This window comes from Priestia flexa (assembly GCF_021441905.1).
Classification (GTDB): domain Bacteria; phylum Bacillota; class Bacilli; order Bacillales; family Bacillaceae_H; genus Priestia; species Priestia flexa.
In genome coordinates this window covers 2,888,507-2,908,897 of record NZ_CP090431.1, presented here as the reverse complement: position 1 = coordinate 2,908,897, position 20,391 = coordinate 2,888,507, and the positions used below count along the sequence as shown (strand labels likewise).

The 20,391-nt window shown below is 39.1% G+C and carries 17 protein-coding genes; 13 read left to right on the top strand and 4 right to left on the bottom strand.

Annotation, left to right across the window (positions count from 1 at the left end):
- The first annotated feature begins 1 nt into the window (after position 1).
- Positions 2-793 carry a sporulation transcription factor Spo0A gene (gene spo0A / locus LZP85_RS14955; RefSeq protein WP_094910755.1) on the top strand — a complete coding sequence of 264 codons (792 nt, stop codon included), beginning with the start codon at positions 2-4 and terminating at the stop codon, positions 791-793.
- Positions 794-1,189: 396 nt separating this feature from the next.
- Positions 1,190-1,438: a DUF2798 domain-containing protein gene (locus tag LZP85_RS14950; RefSeq protein ID WP_224839988.1), complete on the top strand. Its 249-nt coding sequence runs from the start codon at positions 1,190-1,192 to the stop codon at positions 1,436-1,438.
- Between the two features lie 33 nt (positions 1,439-1,471).
- Here the strand turns inward: LZP85_RS14950 and LZP85_RS14945 are convergent, their stop codons facing one another.
- The 3 genes from LZP85_RS14945 to LZP85_RS14935 all read right to left on the bottom strand — a co-directional run bounded on the left by LZP85_RS14945 (position 1,472) and on the right by LZP85_RS14935 (position 4,438).
- The gene (locus LZP85_RS14945; protein ID WP_234561780.1) at positions 1,472-3,043 is read right to left on the bottom strand and encodes an L-lactate permease; all 1,572 of its coding nucleotides are present in this window, start codon (positions 3,041-3,043) and stop codon (positions 1,472-1,474) included.
- A 49-nt stretch (positions 3,044-3,092) separates the two neighbouring features.
- On the bottom strand, positions 3,093-4,034 hold the full coding sequence (locus tag LZP85_RS14940; protein ID WP_119543450.1) for an L-lactate dehydrogenase: 942 nt from the start codon (positions 4,032-4,034) through the stop codon (positions 3,093-3,095).
- Between the two features lie 260 nt (positions 4,035-4,294).
- The gene (locus LZP85_RS14935; protein ID WP_064484024.1) at positions 4,295-4,438 is read right to left on the bottom strand and encodes a YycC family protein; all 144 of its coding nucleotides are present in this window, start codon (positions 4,436-4,438) and stop codon (positions 4,295-4,297) included.
- Between the two features lie 101 nt (positions 4,439-4,539).
- Between LZP85_RS14935 and LZP85_RS14930 the strand changes: the two genes are divergently transcribed.
- Positions 4,540-5,268 carry a glycerophosphodiester phosphodiesterase gene (locus tag LZP85_RS14930; protein ID WP_076512157.1) on the top strand — a complete coding sequence of 243 codons (729 nt, stop codon included), beginning with the start codon at positions 4,540-4,542 and terminating at the stop codon, positions 5,266-5,268.
- 14 nt (positions 5,269-5,282) lie between these two features.
- Here the strand turns inward: LZP85_RS14930 and LZP85_RS14925 are convergent, their stop codons facing one another.
- A complete protein-coding gene (locus tag LZP85_RS14925; RefSeq protein WP_061784659.1) occupies positions 5,283-5,543 on the bottom strand; it encodes a DUF2627 domain-containing protein in 261 nt (86 codons plus the stop codon).
- A 145-nt stretch (positions 5,544-5,688) separates the two neighbouring features.
- Here LZP85_RS14925 and LZP85_RS14920 point away from each other — a divergent pair, with 145 nt between their 5' ends.
- The 10 genes from LZP85_RS14920 (at position 5,689) to scpA (ending at position 20,389) form a co-directional block, all read left to right on the top strand.
- Positions 5,689-7,758, top strand: coding sequence for a sigma 54-interacting transcriptional regulator (locus tag LZP85_RS14920; protein WP_119543453.1), 2,070 nt, complete (start codon positions 5,689-5,691; stop codon positions 7,756-7,758).
- Positions 7,759-7,987: 229 nt separating this feature from the next.
- Positions 7,988-8,896 carry a phosphate butyryltransferase gene (gene yqiS / locus LZP85_RS14915; protein ID WP_061784658.1) on the top strand — a complete coding sequence of 303 codons (909 nt, stop codon included), beginning with the start codon at positions 7,988-7,990 and terminating at the stop codon, positions 8,894-8,896.
- Between the two features lie 15 nt (positions 8,897-8,911).
- Positions 8,912-10,012, top strand: a complete 1,101-nt coding sequence (gene bcd / locus LZP85_RS14910; protein ID WP_061784657.1) for a branched-chain amino acid dehydrogenase — start codon at positions 8,912-8,914, stop codon at positions 10,010-10,012.
- A 241-nt stretch (positions 10,013-10,253) separates the two neighbouring features.
- Positions 10,254-11,354, top strand: a complete 1,101-nt coding sequence (gene buk, locus LZP85_RS14905; protein WP_119543482.1) for a butyrate kinase — start codon at positions 10,254-10,256, stop codon at positions 11,352-11,354.
- A gap of 20 nt (positions 11,355-11,374) precedes the next feature.
- Positions 11,375-12,796 carry a dihydrolipoyl dehydrogenase gene (lpdA, locus tag LZP85_RS14900; RefSeq protein WP_119543454.1) on the top strand — a complete coding sequence of 474 codons (1,422 nt, stop codon included), beginning with the start codon at positions 11,375-11,377 and terminating at the stop codon, positions 12,794-12,796.
- 21 nt (positions 12,797-12,817) lie between these two features.
- Positions 12,818-13,810 carry a thiamine pyrophosphate-dependent dehydrogenase E1 component subunit alpha gene (locus tag LZP85_RS14895; RefSeq protein WP_025909226.1) on the top strand — a complete coding sequence of 331 codons (993 nt, stop codon included), beginning with the start codon at positions 12,818-12,820 and terminating at the stop codon, positions 13,808-13,810.
- Between the two features lie 13 nt (positions 13,811-13,823).
- Positions 13,824-14,807, top strand: coding sequence for an alpha-ketoacid dehydrogenase subunit beta (locus tag LZP85_RS14890; protein ID WP_206833197.1), 984 nt, complete (start codon positions 13,824-13,826; stop codon positions 14,805-14,807).
- Positions 14,808-14,821: 14 nt separating this feature from the next.
- Positions 14,822-16,090, top strand: coding sequence for a dihydrolipoamide acetyltransferase family protein (locus LZP85_RS14885; RefSeq protein WP_206833198.1), 1,269 nt, complete (start codon positions 14,822-14,824; stop codon positions 16,088-16,090).
- A gap of 197 nt (positions 16,091-16,287) precedes the next feature.
- Positions 16,288-18,240: a methylmalonyl-CoA mutase family protein gene (locus LZP85_RS14880; protein WP_234561778.1), complete on the top strand. Its 1,953-nt coding sequence runs from the start codon at positions 16,288-16,290 to the stop codon at positions 18,238-18,240.
- A complete protein-coding gene (gene scpA / locus LZP85_RS14875; RefSeq protein WP_119543457.1) occupies positions 18,233-20,389 on the top strand; it encodes a methylmalonyl-CoA mutase in 2,157 nt (718 codons plus the stop codon). The genes LZP85_RS14880 and scpA overlap by 8 nt, the downstream gene beginning before the upstream one ends.
- Positions 20,390-20,391 lie beyond the last annotated feature (2 nt).

The window sequence follows — 20,391 nt, the reverse complement described above, 5'->3', positions numbered from 1 at the left end:
TTTGAAAAAAATTAAAGTATGTTTAGTCGATGATAATAGAGAATTAATTGGACTGCTTGAGGATTACATTTCTGAACAAGATGATATGGAAGTAATCGGGGTTGCGTATAACGGGCAGGAATGTTTGTCTATTTTAAAAGATAAAGATCCGGACGTGCTTGTACTAGATATCATCATGCCTCATTTAGACGGGCTTGCAGTATTGAGTCAATTAAAAGAAATGAAAAAAGAAAACTATCCTAATGTAATTATGTTAACCGCTTTTGGTCAAGAAGATGTGACGAAAAAGGCAGTCGATTTAGGTGCTGCTTATTTTATTTTAAAGCCATTTGATATGGAAAACTTAGTAAATCATATTCGCCAGGTAAGTGGTCAAGCATCATCTTTTACAAACCGTTCATCCTCATCAGCAATGCGCTTACAGCGTGATAATAAACCTGCAAACTTAGATGCGAGCATTACAAGCATTATTCATGAAATTGGTGTGCCTGCCCATATTAAAGGTTACTTATATTTACGTGAAGCGATCTCCATGGTTTATAAAGATATTGAATTACTTGGTTCGATTACAAAGGTTCTTTATCCGGATATTGCAAAAAAATATAATACCACAGCAAGTCGTGTGGAACGTGCCATTCGCCACGCAATCGAAGTAGCCTGGAGCAGAGGAAACATTGATTCAATTTCGTCTTTATTTGGCTATACTGTCAGCATGACGAAAGCGAAACCGACGAATTCGGAGTTTATTGCAATGGTTGCGGATAAATTACGCCTTGAACATAAAGCTTCTTGAGAGGGTAAGAAGTAAACGAATGCTTATTCGTCCTTGAATAGTAAGATATATTTAGATAAATGAAAAAACATCATTCTTTACGAGGACGCTGATCCTACAAAGAATGATGTTTTTTATTGTACTAGTTTTTTCAAAAGCTATTCATAACTTTAGGCACTAAGTACAATAAAGATGATAAATATCTGTACGGTTAGATTTGAAAATAGTTAATTTATTAAAATAAATATAGGTGATACCATATATATACTTGTAAAAGTGTTGATTTGTAAATAAGCGGAACGAACTGCTATGCATACTTGTTATGGTTTTCACATATTGAATAAGTAACATAACATCCACTCCCACTTTTAATTTATTTGTTAAAAAAGAAGGTGACATTTAAAATTGAGGATTCATATGAAATATAAGCGTATTATTTTTGCATTTTGTATGGCATTAAGTATTTCTTGTTTTGTTTCATTTACCTTGGTATCCATTAACTTTGGTTACAATGATACATTTATGTCAACGTGGTTAAAAATCTGGTCTGAAGCTTTTGTATGTGCTTTTTTTGGTTCGTATTTCTTTCCAATCGGAATCAATAAACTAATGAGCAAAATTCAGTTTGTGGAAGAGTCTCTGAATCGTAGTGGAAAAGAAATGTAAAAAGATCCTCGGCTTGAGAAGCCGAGGATCTTTTTATTGAAGAAGGGATAAGATAAAAGTCCAAATACAAACAAATAAAAGTAAAGCGAGGCTGTAGCGAAGCGTCATCTTGGTTAACTCAGCTTCTTTTCCTGTTTGACCAACTGCTGCTGTTGCAATAGCAATTGACTGCGGGGATACGAGCTTTGCCATGACTCCTCCAGCTGTGTTGCTAGCAACTAGCATAGAAGGGTTTGTTCCAATTAAAGATGCGGCCGTTGTTTGGATTGGAGCAAACAGCGTGTTGTTATTCACAACAGATCCCGTCATAAAAACACCAATCCAGCCAAGAACAGGGGAGAACAAAGGAAAAGTTTGACCTGCTTCGGCTACGGCATTCCCAAGTGCCATTGTTAAGCCACCATATGTCATTAGTTTAGCGATGCTGATAACAGCACAGATCATCCCAATAGGAATGATAAATTCTTTGATTGTCTTTCCTAGAAGTGCTATGCTCCGAGAACGGTTAATGTTTTTCGTTGTTAAAACAGTCGTTATAGCAGCAAAAAGGATGGCCGTTCCTGTTGCTCCAATGAAATCAATTGAAAGTACAATAGGTGTTCCAGGAGCATTAAAAGTGAAAACAAAAGGTGATAACAGGTTTCCTAGTTGGAAAAGAGATTTGAAAACAGGAAGGCTCCAGATTAGTACAAATCCTGTTAACAAATAAAAAGGTGACCAAGAAAGAATAACTTCTTTTACTGGATATTTTCTCACAGTAGGGGCTTGTCCATTTAGCAAGAAAATACGCTTTGGCTGCCATTTACGTAAGAAAAGAGCAAGTGCTCCCATTGCTAAAAGCGCAGGAATAATATCAGCAAGCTCTGGCCCAATTAGGATGGTCATAGCGGCTTGTGCACTAGTATAAACAAAAGATGTGACCAAAATAGCAGGGAGCGTTTCTTTAACTCCTCGCCATCCATCAATTAAAAAGATAAGTAAAAAAGGAATCGTAAAGTTAATGAAAGGGAGAGTTAAAGTTGTTTGCACCGATACATCCATGGCGCTTACGTTCTCTAACTGAAAAGTATCAACAATCGCTACTGGAATCCCAATGGCGCCAAATGCACCAGATGCTCCGTTCGCGATTAGGCAAAGCATAGCTGCTTGAAGTGGCTTAAAACCGAGTGAAACAAGTAGTACGGCGCAAATTGCAATTGGCACACCAAAGCCTGCAGCTCCTTCTAAAAAGGCATTAAAGCAAAAGCCGATGAGCAATAGCTGAAGTCGCTGATCACTGGAAATGTTAATAATACTACCTCTTAAAACATCAAATTTTCCGGTTTCAACGGCAATTTTATAAAGCCACACAGCCATAATAATAATATAGCCAATAGGCCAGATACCTTGAACGAACCCTTGAATAACGCTGCCGAATGCATGCGTAGGTGAAAGGTCAAAAAAGTAAATAACAAGAAAGAGCGTAATACCCAAGTTTAACAGTGCTGCATAAATTCCTTTCATTTTAAAAAGGGTCAAACATATTAAAAATGAGATAATGGGAATAGCTGCAATAAGTGCTGAAAGCGTAAGGTTTTGAAATGGATTATACGTATCAACAAGCATATGAATGGCTCCTTTAGAAAGCGAGAAAGCGAACTTCCTCGCTTCCTGCTTAGTTTGTTAAAGAGAAAAATGGCTGCTGAATTTCTTTTAACGTTTGAATAGATTTTGAGAATTTTTCATGTTCGGACTTATCTAACGGAAGTTCTAAGACTTTCTTTACACCTCCACGGTGAATGATACTTGGAACACCTACATAAATATCATGTTCACCATATTCTCCGTCTAGATAGGCTCCTACTGGAAGGACAACCTGCTCATTTTTCAAGATGGCTCTCGTAATTCTAGCTAATCCCATTGCGATACCATAATAAGTAGCACCTTTTGATTTGATAATTTCATAAGCCGCATTTCGTACTTGAACAGCAATTTCTTCTTTTCGTTCTGATGATAGCTGATCTGCGATTGGTGTTCCAGAAATGTTAGCGCCACTCCAAACGGCAAGCTGAGAATCTCCGTGTTCTCCAATGATATAACCGTGGACGCTTGTTGGAGCTGCGCCAAGCTCTTCACTGAGGAGGTGACGGAAACGAGCTGAGTCAAGGATGGTGCCTGAACCAATCACGCGTTCCTTTGGAAGTCCTGAAAATTTCCATGTGGCATAAGTAAGGATATCAACTGGGTTTGTCGCTACTAAAAAAATACCATTAAATCCAGAGGACATGACTCCATTCACGATGTGTTCAAAGATTTTGACATTTTTATGAACAAGGTCAAGTCTTGTTTCTCCTGGCTTTTGAGCTGCTCCTGCACAAATTACGACAATAGCAGCATCTTTGCAATCATCGTACGTTCCAAAAGAAATGCGCATAGAGCTTGGAGCATATACGATACCGTGAGCTAAATCCATTACATCACCGCGTGCTTTTTCTTCGTTTAAGTCAACTAACACTAACTCATCGCAAATACCTTGGTTCATTAATGAATAGGCATAGCTTGCTCCAACTGCACCTGTACCTACTAACACAACTTTGTTTCCTAATGTCATTTCCATAAGAATGCCTCCTCAAGCAAATAGTATGTGAAATATTTCACATAGTTAGATAAATAAAAAACAAATCATCTTTAATTTTTTGTAATCATTTCGGCGAATTAGATATTGTGAAGTATTTCACAATTAGATAATAACACTTGCTTTTTCATTTTGCAATAATAAAATATCATTTTTGTTAAAAGTTAATTAAATAAAAAAAGACCTTCTAAAAGGCCTTTCTTATCTTGTATCGCTCCATAATACCAGTGATATTTCTATCATTAGCTCTTGTCGTCTTCTTTATCCAGCTGAGCAAGCTTTTGCAATAGGATATGCTGGGGCATGTGCATAAGTTGTTCTAAAGGAACGTTTAGTTTTTCAGCTAGTTTGACAGCCGTATCAGGTGAGATTTGTAATGGTCTCATACATATCAACTCCTATTCTCTTGTAAAATATATGTGTAAGCATTATGATAAATTGCAACTACCTTGTTAATCATAAGTCATAATGAAGGGATTGAGCAAGTATGCGTATTATGGGTCACAGAGGAGCAGCAGGGACGTTTCCTGAAAATACAATGATTTCGTTTGAAGAAGCAATCAGAGTAGGAGCAGATGGAATTGAGCTTGATGTTCATATGTCCAAAGACGATGAGCTCATGGTTATTCATGATGAAAAAGTTGATCGTACAACAAATGGTAAAGGGTATATAAGGGACTTTAATTATAAAGAATTAAGAAGCCTTGATGCGAGCTATAAATTTAAAAAGAAATACGGCGCGTGTCAAATACCTACGTTAAAAGAAGTACTAGCTTGGGCTTCTAATCAACAGTTTTCTGTTAATATTGAATTGAAAAACAACTTGTTTGACTATGCTTATTTAGAAATGAAAGTACTGGACCTTATTTACTATTATAAAATGAAAGACCGTATCATTATATCTTCATTCAATCATAATAGCTTAGCGAGAGTAACATCTTTTGATTCAACCATTGAAACCGCTATTTTATACTCATACCCAATGTTTGAGCCTTGGATTTATGCTCAACACCTTGGTGCTAGAGCACTTCATCCAAATTATCGTACGGTTAATCAAGTAAACGTAGCTGCTTCCAAAGACTATCGTATCCCTGTGCGTCCATATACGGTGAATGATGTGAAGCTAGCGAAACAGCTATACGGATATGGCTGTGAATCCATCATCACTGATTATCCTGAGAAGATGGTTAATGAATTTGCTAATAAACGTATGTAAAAAAAGAAGCATCTCTATTTTTTTGATAGAGATGCTTCTTTTTTTTGCTGAAAGCGAGGTTGAACCTTTTGACGCTTTCGATCTCGATGAAGAATAAAACCTGCTACAAATCCTAAACCAATTACAAAAAATAGCAACCCTACAGTGAACTGAAGCATTAAGGATGAAAAAGGCGGCTGTAAAATGCCAAACACCATATCTCTCATTAATTTAATGCCATAACCTGCTAAAACTCCGGGAATTAATAAAATGAGCAATGCAATAATCCTCATCATAGTTAGGAAATCCTTTCCTGATTTGTCTTACTTAAATGATAAAACAGCAAAAAAAATTGTCAAGACTGTTTAAAGTTTTATATGATAAAGTGGTGCAAGAAGTTGCAGAGTATTTTTCCATTTTAAATGAAAAAGGTGAAAAAATATGCAAACTGTGTTGATTATTGGTGCTAACACGGGTGGGTTGGCCGTATTAAAGATGATTGAAGAAGCGGAAGGCGTAAAGGTAGCTGGAGTAGTAGACGTTAACTCTGAGGCGCCAGCGATGAAGTATGCAGAGCAATTAGGGATAAAAGTGTCCACAAGCTGGTCATCTTTTCTTCACCAAGGTGTGGATGTGATTGTAGATGCGACTGGAAGTGAACGTGTCTTTCAGGAATTACATAAGCAAAAACAAAGTAATACGCTGCTGATTCCAGGATCAGTTGCTAAAATGATGGCTAGCTTAATGGAGCAAAAAGAAGAATTAATTGAGCGGTTAACGCATGAATCAGATAAATATAACCTGATCTTTAACTCTACGCATGATGCAATGATTGTTGTAGATAAAGAGGCAAAAATAACCCTCTTTAATAAAAGTGCTGAACGAATTACAAACTTAAAAAGTGAAAACGTCATTGGAAAGCATATTCATGAATCCATTCCAGCGAGTGAGTTACCAACGACTTTACTGACAAAACGGACGGATTATAATCAAGAGTTTACCATTACGAACAGTCATAAAGTAATTACGTCACGCATTCCTATGATTAATGAAAAAGGAGAATTATTTGGAGCGTTTTCTGTTTTTAAAGACATTACAGAAGTGGTGAATTTAGCTGAGGAAGTAACTAATTTAAAGGATATTCAAACGATGCTTGAAGCAATCATTCAGTCATCAGAAGAAGCCATTTCAGTTGTGGATGAAGAAGGTGTTGGGTTATTAATAAACCCTGCTTATACAAAAATCACGGGACTTCAGCGCTCAGATATTATTGGGAAGCCGGCAACCACAGATATTTCTGAAGGAGAAAGCATGCACATGCAGGTGTTAAAAACAAGAAGAGCTGTGCGCGGTGTCAGCATGAAAGTGGGACCGAACAAAAAAGATGTTGTTGTAAACGTTGCTCCGGTTATCGTGGATGGTAAGTTAAAAGGGAGCGTAGGCGTTATTCACGATATCTCAGAGATACAGCAGCTTACGACGGAATTAAACAGAGCGCGCCAAATTATTCGTACGCTAGAAGCGAAGTATTCATTTGCTGACATTATTGGTGAATCTGAAGAATTTTTGTTAGCCATTGAACAAGCAAAACTAGCAGCTAAAACGCCTGCAACGGTTTTACTGCGCGGAGAGTCTGGAACTGGAAAAGAGCTGTTTGCCCATGCTATTCATAATGCAAGTGAACGAAAGTATAACAAATTTGTACGCGTAAACTGCGCCGCGTTATCGGAATCTCTTTTAGAAAGCGAGCTCTTTGGTTATGAAGAAGGAGCATTTTCAGGTGCTAAGCGGGGTGGCAAGCGCGGGTTGTTTGAAGAAGCGAATAACGGAAGTATTTTCTTAGATGAAATCGGTGAATTATCAGCACATATGCAAGCAAAACTATTACGAGTGCTACAAGAAAAGGAGCTAGTACGAGTGGGGGGGACCAGCTCTATTCCTGTAAACGTGCGAGTGATTGCGGCAACGAATGTGAATTTGGAACAAGGGATTGCCAACGGAACAATTAGACAAGATCTCTACTATCGATTGAATAAAATTCCAATTCAAATTCCACCTCTTCGACAGCGAAAAGAAGACATCGAGGCCTTGGCGCTACACTTAATTACAAAAATTAACCAAGACTATGGCAGAAGTGTAGAAGGTCTATCAGAGGATGCATTAAAATTGCTTGTCCACTATGACTGGCCAGGAAACGTCAGAGAGCTTGAGAACATTTTAGGAAGAGCTGTTATTTATATGCATTATAGTGAGGTAATCATTACTGCAAAACATCTTCCAACTCTAAATGATGTAAGTGAACAGACTGAACCAACATCTGTTGATTTTACTATACAAAGCGGTGAGACCCTTTCAATGTTAGTGGAACAATATGAAAAAGATGTTATACTGCACGTTTTAAAAGAACATGATTATAATAAAACCAAAACTGCAAAACGTCTAAATATATCAATTCGCGCTCTTTACTATAAGCTTGAAAAGTACGGAATTGCAAATATAGGCATGCAATAATATGCATAACATGCAAAATGTTGCACGTGATTTAATGCGCTTATTAATCGATTGTATATCCTAAAAAATAATAAAGCGTATTGTTTTCAGCCTTAATCAAGGGAACTCGTTAGAAAACGAGGAATTCTTCAATGTTCTCAACATTTGGCATGGTTCTTGCAAATATAAAAAGTGGTGAAGCTACTAGCTTCTTTCTTACCAAACTCTAACATGAAAGGTCGAGCATTTCATGATACTTAAACAGTTAATGCGTAAAAGTGTAACAAATAAACAGGTTACAGTTGCCGTTGCTGCTGCTGAGGATGCAGAAACTCTCGAAGCGGTTAACCAGGCATGTGAGCACCAATTAGCTCGTTTTGTTTTATATGGAAACGAAGCTAAAATTAAATCAATTTTAGAGCGAGAGACTGAAAAACGCTTGGAAACAGGCGAAGTTACGATTGTGCATACTAATTCACCTCAACAATCTGCGCAAGAAGCAGTGCATGCCGTAGCAATGAATGAAGCGCATATTGTTATGAAAGGTCACCTCTCAACTTCAACCATTCTTAAAGCTGTTTTACATAAAGAGAACGGTTTGCGAACTGGAAACGTCCTATCACACGTAGCTGCTTTTGAAGTTCCGGGGTATGACAGACCTATTATTGTCACTGATGCAGCAATGAATATTGCACCAAGTATTCAAGAGAAAGTTCAAATTATTGAAAATGCGGTTGGTGTTGCAAAAGCAATGGGGATAACAACACCAAAAGTAGCGCCAATCGCAGCTGTTGAAGTAGTCAATCCAGCAATGGAAGCTACCACAGATGCTGCATTATTAACACAGATGAACAAGCGTGGTCAAATAAAAGGCTGTGTTGTCGATGGACCTCTTGCTTTGGATAATGCCATCAGTCACGTAGCTGCTGAGCAAAAAGGAATCCAAAGTGAAGTTGCTGGAGCAGCTGATATTTTAGTAGTACCTACGATTGAATCAGGAAACATTTTATATAAATCACTTATTTATTTTGCACAAGCAAAGGTTGGAGCTGTTATTGCCGGAGCGAAAGCGCCGATCGTACTTACGTCAAGAGCAGATTCTGCTGAAAGTAAACTTTATTCGTTAGCGTTAGCAATCAACGTAGCGACACATAATTGATAGGAGGAAACAACAATGAAAATTTTTAGCTATATGGAACAGTATGATTACGAACAATTAGTTTTTTGCCAAGATGAGCAATCGGGGTTAAAAGCAATTATTGCAATTCATGATACAACAATTGGGCCGGCTTTAGGTGGAACGAGAATGTGGACGTATGAGTCTGAGGAAGCAGCGATTGAAGATGCGCTGCGTCTTGCAAAAGGCATGACGTACAAGAACGCAGCAGCAGGGCTTAACTTGGGAGGCGGTAAAACAGTTATTATTGGTGATCCTAAGAAGGATAAAAACGAAGAAATGTTCCGTGCATTTGGGCGCTATATTCAAGGGCTAAACGGACGCTATATTACAGCTGAAGATGTAGGGACAACAGTTGAAGATATGGACCTTGTATACCAAGAAACTGATTACGTAACAGGAGTTTCACCTGCATTTGGTTCATCAGGAAATCCTTCACCAGTTACGGCTTATGGAGTTTATCGCGGGATTAAAGCAGCAGCAAAAGAAGCTTTTGGTACGGATATTTTAGAAGGGAAAATAATCGCAGTTCAGGGAATCGGAAACGTTGCATATAACCTGTGCCGTCATCTTCATGAAGAAGGCGCACAGCTCATTGTGACAGACATCAACAAAGAATCTGTACAGCGTGCAGTTGAAGAATTCGGTGCAAAAGCAGTAGACCCACAGGATATTTATGGAGTAGAATGTGATATCTATGCACCTTGTGCACTAGGCGCAACAATTAACGATGAAACAATTCCACAATTAAAAGCAAAGGTAATTGCTGGAGCAGCAAACAATCAGCTAAAAGAAGCGCGTCATGGCGATATGATTCATGAGATGGGAATCATTTATGCACCGGATTATGTAATCAATGCTGGAGGAGTAATTAACGTAGCGGACGAATTAATTGGTTATAACCGCGAACGCGCATTGAAAAAGGTTGAAACGATTTATGATAATATTGAAAAAGTAATTGAAATTTCAAAGCGAGACGGAATTCCAACATATGTAGCAGCAGATCGCCTAGCAGAAGAGCGTATTGAGAAGCTAAGACGCTCTCGTAGTCAATTTTTACAAAACGGACATCACCTTTTAAGTAGACGCTCTCGCTAACAGTCAACAGCTAGGGACTTGTAGGAATATGCTCCCTAGCTTCATTTAAGCAAACAATATTTTATCCCACTCTTAACGGACAGTAATCCTTCCTTTTAAGATGATGAGGCCAGAAAGAAAAGAAGTGGGAAATCAGCTGTCTGTAAAGGTCCGATAAGTTTAACTAATCATCAGTGGAGATGAAGAAAATTTTCACTGATGGAAGTTAAACTTTATACAGCTAGGAGGCTCTGTGTTAATTATGCAAGATTATCGAATACTCACCATTAATCCAGGATCGACATCAACGAAAATCGGTGTATTCCACAATGACCAAATGATTTTTGATCGCACGATTCGCTATGAAGCAAAAGAACTGAGTGTATTTGAAACCATTTATAATCAATATGAATTTCGAAAAAAATCCATTTTAGAAGCGCTTGATGAAGAAGGGATTAATTTATCAAAGCTTAATGCCGTCTGCGGACGTGGGGGATTATTGCGTCCGATTGAAGGTGGTACGTATGAAGTGAATGAGTTAATGCTTAAAGATTTAAAAGAAGGATATGCAGGTCATCATGCATCAAACCTTGGTGGAATCTTAGCATATGAAATTGGTTCTGGCTTGAATATTTCATCATTTATTGTCGACCCTGTGGTTGTTGATGAACTATTAGATGTGGCAAGGGTGTCAGGCAGCCCGCATATGGCGCGTAAAAGTATTTTTCATGCATTAAATCAAAAAGCTGTAGCCCGTAAAGTTGCAGCTCAGCTCGATAAAAAGTACGAAGAGTTGAATTTAATTGTGACGCATATGGGTGGCGGTATTACTGTTGGTGTTCATAACTATGGAAGAGTTATTGACGTGAATAACGGTTTACACGGTGACGGTCCTTTTAGTCCAGAGAGAGCGGGAAGCGTTCCGGTAGGAGAACTTGTCCGCTTATGCTTTTCGGGTGAGTATTATCGCGAAGATATTATGAAGATGCTTGTTGGTAAAGGTGGATTAGTTGGGTATTTAGGGACGTCTGATGTTCAAAAAGTTGAAAAGCTTATTGAACATGGAAATGAAAAAGCAAAATTAGTGTATGAAGCGATGGCTTACCAGATTGCAAAGGAGATTGGTGCAGCAAGTGCTGTGTTAGCGGGGAAAGTCGATGCAATTATTTTAACAGGTGGAATTGCTTATTCAAAAATGTTCGTGAGTTTAATTATTGAACGCGTAAAGTGGATTGCAGATGTTACGGTGTTTCCAGGAGAAAACGAACTTCAAGCACTGGCTGAAGGAGCACTGCGCGTCTTAAAACAAGAAGAGAAAGCGAAGCAATATCCTGGTGAGCATATTCACTCTTCTACACTTTAAAAGGAAAGGTGTGACAATATATGGCAAGGGAATATGATGTAGTAGTTCTAGGGGGAGGCACCGGCGGATACGTAGCGGCAATTCGTGCTTCCCAGCTTGGCCTAAGTGTTGCAATTGTAGAAAAAGAAAAGCTGGGTGGTACATGCCTTCATGCAGGTTGTATCCCAAGCAAAGCTTTATTACGAAGTGCAGAAGTGTATCAAACAGCAAAAAAAGCAGACTCTTTTGGCGTTTTAGCATCTGACGTAAAACTCGATTATGAGCGTGTACAAGAGCGAAAAGATTTGGTTGTTACACAGCTGTATAACGGCGTCAAAGGACTGATGAAAAAAGGCAAAATTGATGTGTATGAAGGCTTTGGCCGTATATTAGGGCCATCCATCTTTTCACCGATGCCAGGAACCATTTCAGTTGAGCTAAAGAGCGGTGAAGAAAATGAAATGCTTATACCAAATAACGTAATCATTTCAACAGGCTCGCGCCCAAGAACATTACCAGGGCTAACGATTGACGGTGAGTTTATCATTACATCGGATGAAGCATTACAAATGAAAAATCTTCCTCAATCTATTATGATTGTTGGTGGCGGTGTAATCGGTGTTGAATGGGCTTCAATGCTTGCTGACTTTGGAGTTGAGGTAACGATTATTGAATACAGTGATCGTATTCTACCAACCGAAGATCACGATATATCAACTGAAATGAAAAAACAGCTACAGCGAAAAGGAATTAAGGTAGTTACTTCTGCTAAAGTGTTAGCGGATACCGTTGAAGTAGATAAAAGTGTCAAAGTGAAAGCTGAAGTGAATGGTGAAACAAGTACATACGAAGCTGAAAAGATGCTTGTATCTGTTGGAAGACAAGCCAACGTTGAAGGCATTGGATTAGAAAACACAGATATTGTTGTTGAGAGCGGTTTTATTAAAACAAATGAATTTTATCAAACAAAAGAGTCGCATATCTATGCAATTGGTGACGTCATTGGTGGTCTTCAGCTGGCTCACGTGGCTTCTCGTGAAGGAATTGTAGCAGTCGAACATATAGGAGATAAAAAGCCGCTCCCAATTCAATATGAAAATATTTCAAAGTGCGTATATAGTAGCCCAGAAGTGGCAAGCGTGGGTTTAACAGAACAAGAAGCAAAAGAAAAAGGTCATGCCGTGAAAGTTGGCAAAATGCCGTTTAAAGCAATCGGTAAAGCACTTGTATATGGTGAAGCTGAAGGATTTGTGAAAATTATTAAAGACGATGAAACAAATGACCTACTAGGAGTTCACATGATTGGTCCTCACGTAACAGACATGATTTCAGAAGTAGGTCTTGCAAAAGTGTTAGACGCGACGCCATGGGAAGTTGCTCATACTATTCATCCACACCCAAGCTTATCCGAAGCGATCGGTGAAGCAGCCCTTGCTGTTGATGGAAAAGCCATTCATTTTTAATTATTAAGGAGGTTTTAACTGATGACAGAAAATCGTCATGAAGCACTAGGCTTAACAAATGAACAAGTAGTTGAAATGTATCGTACAATGCTTCTGGCTCGTAAAATTGACGAGCGTATGTGGTTATTAAATCGTGCTGGGAAGGTACCTTTTGTTATTTCGTGTCAAGGACAAGAGGCAGCGCAGGTCGGTGCAGCATTTGCGTTAAACCGTGAGAAAGACTACGCGTTGCCGTATTACCGAGACATGGGAGTAGTCCTTGCATTTGGGATGACGGCTCGTGATTTAATGCTATCAGGATTTGCAAAAGCGGAAGATCCAAACTCAGGTGGTCGTCAAATGCCTGGTCACTTCGGCTATAAAGAGAAGCGCATTGTAACGGGGTCTTCTCCGGTGACAACGCAGGTTCCTCATGCCGTTGGAATTGCTTTGGCCGGAAAAATGGAGAAAAAAGAGTTGGTGACATTTGTAACGTTCGGTGAAGGTTCATCAAACCAAGGTGATTTTCACGAAGGTGCTAATTTTGCAGGCGTTCACAAATTACCGGTTATTTTCATGTGTGAAAACAATAAGTATGCCATTTCGGTGCCGGTAGAAAAGCAACTTGGTTGTGAAAAGGTATCAGACCGTGCAATTGGCTATGGTATGCCTGGATACACAGTAGACGGAAATGATCCTTTAGAAGTGTATAAAGTTGTAAAAGAAGCAAGAGAAAGAGCAGTAAAAGGTGAAGGACCAACGCTTATTGAAACGGTTTCTAGCCGCTTGACTGCTCACTCAAGTGATGATGATGATCGCGCTTATCGCGAAGCAGACGAAATTTCAGAAGCGAAGAAAAATGATCCAATTATTCGCTTTGGTGCTTATTTAAAAGAAACTGGGACTCTAACAGATGCGAAAGAAGCTGAAATGCTTGAAGAAATCATGAAAATTGTGAATGAAGCAACAGACTATGCAGAAAATGCTGCATATGCAGACCCAGAATCAGCTTTAAAATACGTATACGGTGAGTGAGGAGGAAACTAAAATGCCAGTAATGTCATATATCGATGCCGTAACAATGGCTATGCGTGAAGAAATGGAGAGAGACCCACGTGTATTTGTATTAGGAGAAGATGTGGGAAGAAAAGGCGGCGTATTCAAGGCAACGAACGGCTTATATGAGCAGTTTGGCGAAGAGCGCGTAATTGATACACCGCTGGCAGAATCAGCGATTGCTGGAGTTGGAATTGGAGCAGCAATGTACGGAATGCGCCCAATTGCTGAAATGCAGTTTGCTGATTTTATCATGCCTGCTGTGAACCAAATCGTTTCAGAGGCTGCAAAAATTCGCTATCGCTCGAACAATGATTGGAACTGTCCAATTACAATTCGTGCGCCTTACGGTGGAGGCGTGCACGGTGCTCTTTATCATTCGCAATCAGTTGAAGCGTTGTTTGCCAATCAGCCAGGTTTAAAAATCGTGATGCCATCTACGCCTTATGATGTGAAGGGGTTATTAAAAGCAGCAATCCGCGATGATGACCCGGTGCTATTCTTTGAACATAAGCGTGCGTATCGCTTAATTAAAGGTGAAGTGCCAGAAGATGATTATGTACTTCCAATCGGAAAAGCAGATGTGAAGCGCGAAGGTGATGATATTACTATTATTACATATGGTCTTTGCGTCCATTTTGCACTCCAAGCAGCTGAAAAACTTGCGGCTGATGGAATTTCAGCTCATGTATTAGATTTACGAACAGTTTATCCATTAGATAAAGAAGCGATTATTGAAGCTGCATCTAAAACAGGTAAGGTGCTTCTTGTAACAGAAGATAACAAAGAAGGAAGCATCATGAGTGAAGTAGCGGCTATTATTGCAGAACATTGTTTATTTGATTTGGATGCACCGATTCAACGTTTGGCTGGGCCAGATATTCCAGCTATGCCATATGCTCCAACGATGGAGAAGTATTTTATGGTAAATCCAGATAAAGTAGAAAAAGCAATGAGAGAATTAGCTGAATTTTAAAGGAGTTGTTTCCAGTGGCAATTGAAAAAATCAAAATGCCTCAGCTTGGAGAAAGCGTAACGGAAGGCACGATTAGCAAATGGCTAGTAGCTGTGGGAGACCAGGTTAATAAATATGATCCATTAGCAGAAGTGATGACCGATAAAGTGAATGCAGAAGTGCCATCTTCATTTACGGGTGTGATTAAAGAAATTATTGCAGCTGAAGACGAGACGCTGCCAGTTGGAGAAACGCTGTGTTTGATTGAAGTAGAAGGAGCTTCTTCAGCAGAGACAGCTCAAAATGCGCCAAAAGAAACGAATGAAAAAGTTTCTTTACCAGATACAGCTGACCAATCTAATAAAAAGCGCTATTCACCAGCCGTTCTGCGTTTATCCCAAGAACATGGAATTAATCTTGAAACACTTACAGGGTCAGGTGGAGGTGGTCGAATTACAAGAAAAGACGTACTGGGTGCAATTGAAAAAGGTCCGCAAAGGGATTCAGCTGTTCATCAGGAGGCGCCAAAAACAGCACCGGCTTCATCAGCAGCGCCTTCACCAAAAGCAGAGATGAAAAAGCTGGAACCTATTCCAACGGCTTCTGGTGATAAAGCCATTCCTGTATCTGGTGTACGTAAAGCGATTGCCAGCAACATGTTACGAAGCAAGCACGAAATTCCTCATGCATGGACAATGGTTGAAGTGGATGTAACAAGCCTCGTAGCATATCGTGATTCTATTAAAACGGAATTTAAACAAAAAGAAGGATTTAACTTAACGTACTTTGCTTTCTTTGTCAAAGCGATTGCACAAGCCTTAACAGAATTCCCAGAAATCAATTCAATGTGGGCAGGCGATGAAATTATTCAAAAGAAAGACATTAATATTTCTATTGCTGTTGCAACAGACGATGCATTGTTTGTACCTGTCATAAAAAATGCTGATGAAAAAACAATTAAAGGAATTGCACGCGAAATTAATGAATTAGCGCAAAAAGTACGAGCAGGTTCATTAAAAGCGGCAGACATGCAGGGTGGAACGTTTACTGTTAATAACACGGGATCATTTGGTTCCGTTCAATCGATGGGAATCATTAATTATCCACAAGCAGCAATTTTACAGGTGGAATCTATTGTTAAGCGTCCGGTTGTTATTAATAATATGATTGCCATTCGAGATATGGTCAATCTATGCTTATCTCTTGACCACCGTGTGCTTGATGGACTCGTATGTGGTCGATTCTTAAAACGCATTAAAGAAATTTTAGAATCGATGTCTAAGGAACATACATCTATTTACTAAAAGTGAAAGCACAATGATTCGTTCATTGTGCTTTTATTTGTTTAATATTTAATTCGAAAAGGTTTTGCTCGTCATGACGATTTGGCATACGGTATTTTGAGAAGGTATATATATTTCGTTTATAGAATGTAATAAAATAAAAGAGAGTGTGTCAGTAGAAAAAGGCTTTGGTATCAAAGTATAAAGGGGAAATGACGATGAATAAACCATCCTTTCATGAATTTGCCTATACTCCTCAGCAAGAATGGATACAAGAAGTAAAAAAAGCGCTAAAAGATGACCCTCATCTATATGAAAAAGAAACGTTTGAGAACATTCTTTTGAAAACGCTTTATCGAAAAAATGACGTGCAAGATTTACCACATTTAAAAGACGAAGAGCTTTACTTATTCGTAAGAGGAATAGACTCACATTTCGTATCAAATGAATGGAATATTGCACAACGAATAAATGTAGCCGTTCCAAAGAAAGCGAATCAAATGATAAAGGAAGCATTAGATAACGGACAAACGTCATTGGCTATTGAGTTAAATCCTATATCAATTAAAGGAAAGAATCCGTTAACAGTTCCTTTTACTGAATTAAAAAGCGGCGTTTTGCTCTCTAACTATGCAGATCTATGTGCGCTTTTTAAAGACATTCAGTTACCTGAAGTACCTCTTTTTATTCCTTCTGGATATACGGCCCTGCCGTTGATTGAATCCATCGATACGTACTGTCAACAGGAAGGGATCACATTATCACAAGTAGCTGGAGTGGTTGGAATGGATCCGCTCGGCTCATTAGCTGAACACGCTCATTCACCAATTCCAATCACTGATTTGTATCATGACATGGCAAACGCAATTGCTTTTGTACAAGAAAAGAAAAGTTCGCTAAAGACGGTACTTATTGATACAAAACCGTATCACATGAGCGGGGCAACAGCCGTTCAAGAGTTAGCATATGCACTTTCAACAGCCGTACAATATACGGATGAATGTTTAAGACGCAATATTCCTTTACATCATGTATTACCTCATCTGGCATTTTCATTCTCAACAAGCTCACAGCTTTTTATGGAAGTTTCAAAACTACGTGCATTTCGCTTACTGTGGCTTCAGGCCGTTCGAGCATTTTCACAGACTATAGACGTACCGCTTCCTTTCATCCATGTAAATACATCCATCCATACGCTTTCATCTCAAGACTTACATACGAATATTTTACGAGGAACACTGCAAGCATTTGCTGGAATTATTGGCGGAGCAAATAGCCTCCATGTTTATCCATATGATGCTATATCAAAGCAGTCAACAGAATTATCCAATCGACTCGCACGAAATACGCAGCTAATGCTTCGAGAAGAATCACAATTAGGCAGAGTCATAGACCCGGCAGGAGGCTCATGGTACATCGAATCCTACACGCATGAGCTTGCAGAAAAAGCTTGGAAGCTGTTTCGGAAAATGGAATCTAAAGGCGGTATGGAAGCATGTCTAGAGTCAGGTTGGATTCAATGTGAGCTTCAACATGTAAGTGAAGAGAAAAGAGAACAGATACATAGCAGAAATGAAAGAATGGTAGGAATTACGCATTATGTATCTCCAAGTAAAACTACTTATGAAGAAGATAACGTTGCAAACAAAGACTACCACGAATATCAATTGCAATTAAGAAATGAATTGACGGCATCTTCTCTATTGGTGAATGCGCATGAAGAACAATCCCCTTCTCAAGCAATTCTCTTTTTGAATCAGTGGAGAAAAAGCGAAGCGTTTGAACAGATGCGTGAAACAACCAAAGGATTGACTATTGGTTGCATTGAATTATCAGAAAGTAAATTGGTTAAGCAACAAAAAGAGTTTGCTTATGATTTTTTCCAGTCTGGTGGATTTCAATGTGAAACTTTTTCACCGTTATATCATGACCTGGATACCATTGAATGGTTGAAAAAGCGTCCTTGTCATGCATACGTAGTATGTGGTGAACCTGAACAAGTAAAAGATATGCTTGCCTTCCTTAATGGGTATAAGCAAGAAAAGCTTTACGTATTTGTTGTAGCAAAATCAGAGGTAGACGGAGCTGCGGAATTCATTAATGAAAATGTGAATGCAATTAACTGTTTTACGCAATTAGTACGCTGGATTGAGGTGAATCAACATGTATAAAAAACCACAATTTGAAAATATTGATTTTGGCGCTGTTACGCAACCGAAAGCTGTGGAGAGTAAGCAGCATACTGTAGAATCTTTTCAAACAAATGAACAAATTTTTGTGAAATCTCTATATACAGAAAAAGATTATAAAGGCATTGAATTTCTTGATTTTACACCAGGAAAACCACCATACCTCAGAGGACCTTACGCGACGATGTACGTGAAAAAACCATGGACAATTCGTCAGTACGCAGGGTTTTCAACAGCAGAAGAAAGCAATGCCTTTTATCGCAGAAATTTAGCTGCAGGGCAGAAAGGATTGTCTGTTGCTTTTGATTTAGCAACACATCGAGGGTATGACTCTGATCACCCTCGCGTGGTTGGTGACGTAGGAAAAGCGGGGGTAGCAATTGATTCGATCTTAGACATGAAAAAGCTTTTTGATGGTATTCCTCTGGATAAAATGTCGGTTTCAATGACGATGAATGGTGCTGTATTACCAATCATGGCTTTTTATATCGTGACTGCTGAAGAACAAGGTGTGCAAAAGGAGCAGCTAGCCGGTACCATTCAAAATGATATTTTAAAAGAATACATGGTACGTAATACGTATATTTATCCTCCAGATATGTCGATGAGAATTATTGCAGATATTTTCAAGTATACGTCTGAGCATATGCCCAAATTTAATAGCATCAGTATTTCAGGCTATCACATGCAAGAAGCGGGAGCACCAGCTGACCTGGAGCTAGCTTATACGCTAGCAGACGGATTAGAGTATGTTCGAACCGGAATAAAATCTGGTATTTCAGTAGATGCCTTTGCACCACGCCTATCATTTTTTTGGGCGATTGGAATGAACTACTTTATGGAAGTAGCAAAAATGAGAGCCGGTAGATTGCTATGGGCTAAGCTAATGAAACAGTTTAATCCAACGAATCCCAAGTCGTTAGCTTTGCGTACTCACTCGCAAACGTCTGGCTGGAGCTTAACGGAGCAAGATCCGTTCAATAACGTAGTGCGTACATGTGTGGAAGCACTGGCAGCAGTTTCAGGGCACACGCAGTCACTGCATACGAATGCATTGGATGAAGCAATTGCGCTACCAACGGATTTTTCAGCAAGAATTGCACGTAATACACAGTTATATTTACAAGATGAAACGTCTATTTGTTCTGTTATTGACCCGTTGGGAGGGGCTTATTATATTGAATCACTAACGAATGAGCTCGTTCATAAAGCTTGGGGTCATTTAGAAGAGATTGAATCACTTGGTGGTATGGCAAAAGCAATTGAAACTGGGATTCCGAAAATGAAAATTGAAGAAGCTGCTGCCAGAAGGCAAGCTAGAATTGATTCAAAAGCCGAAATTATTGTTGGTGTGAATGCATTTAAAGCGAACGAAGAAGAAGAGTTAGAGATTTTAGATATTGATAATCAAGCAGTGCTAACAGCGCAGGTAGAAAGATTAAAAGAACTCAAGAATCAGCGCGATGACAAGCAGGTGGAAAAAACTTTACGTGATTTAACGTATGCTGCTGAAACAGGAAAGGGAAATTTATTAGAGTTAGCGGTTGAAGCTGCCAGAGCAAGAGCAACGCTAGGCGAAATATCACTTGCTCTTGAAAAAATATCTGGTAGGCATCAAGCGGTTACACGTTCAATAAAAGGTGTTTATCAAGCAGAATTTGAAGGAGCAGAGCTTATTGATAAAGTGCGCCAGTTAACAGATGACTTCTTAGAAGAAGAGGGAAGAAGACCAAGAATCCTAGTTGCCAAAATGGGTCAGGACGGTCATGATCGCGGAGCAAAAGTCATTTCTACAGCATTTGCGGATCTAGGCTTTGATGTGGATGTTGGTCCACTTTTTCAAACGCCTGAAGAAACTGCTGTGCAAGCAATTGAAAATGATGTTCACGTCGTAGGGTTTAGCTCGCTTGCTGCTGGACATAAAACGCTACTTCCACAGCTTGTTGAGCAGCTGCGTTTACACGGTAGAGAAGATATTTTAGTCATTGTTGGAGGAGTTATTCCAAAGCAAGATTATCCTTTTTTAGAAGCAAGCGGAGCAGCAGCTATTTTCGGTCCAGGTACGGTCATTCCAAAAGCAGCTATCCACGTGTTAGATAAGATTAAAGAAAAGCTAGCGGTGGATGAGTGATT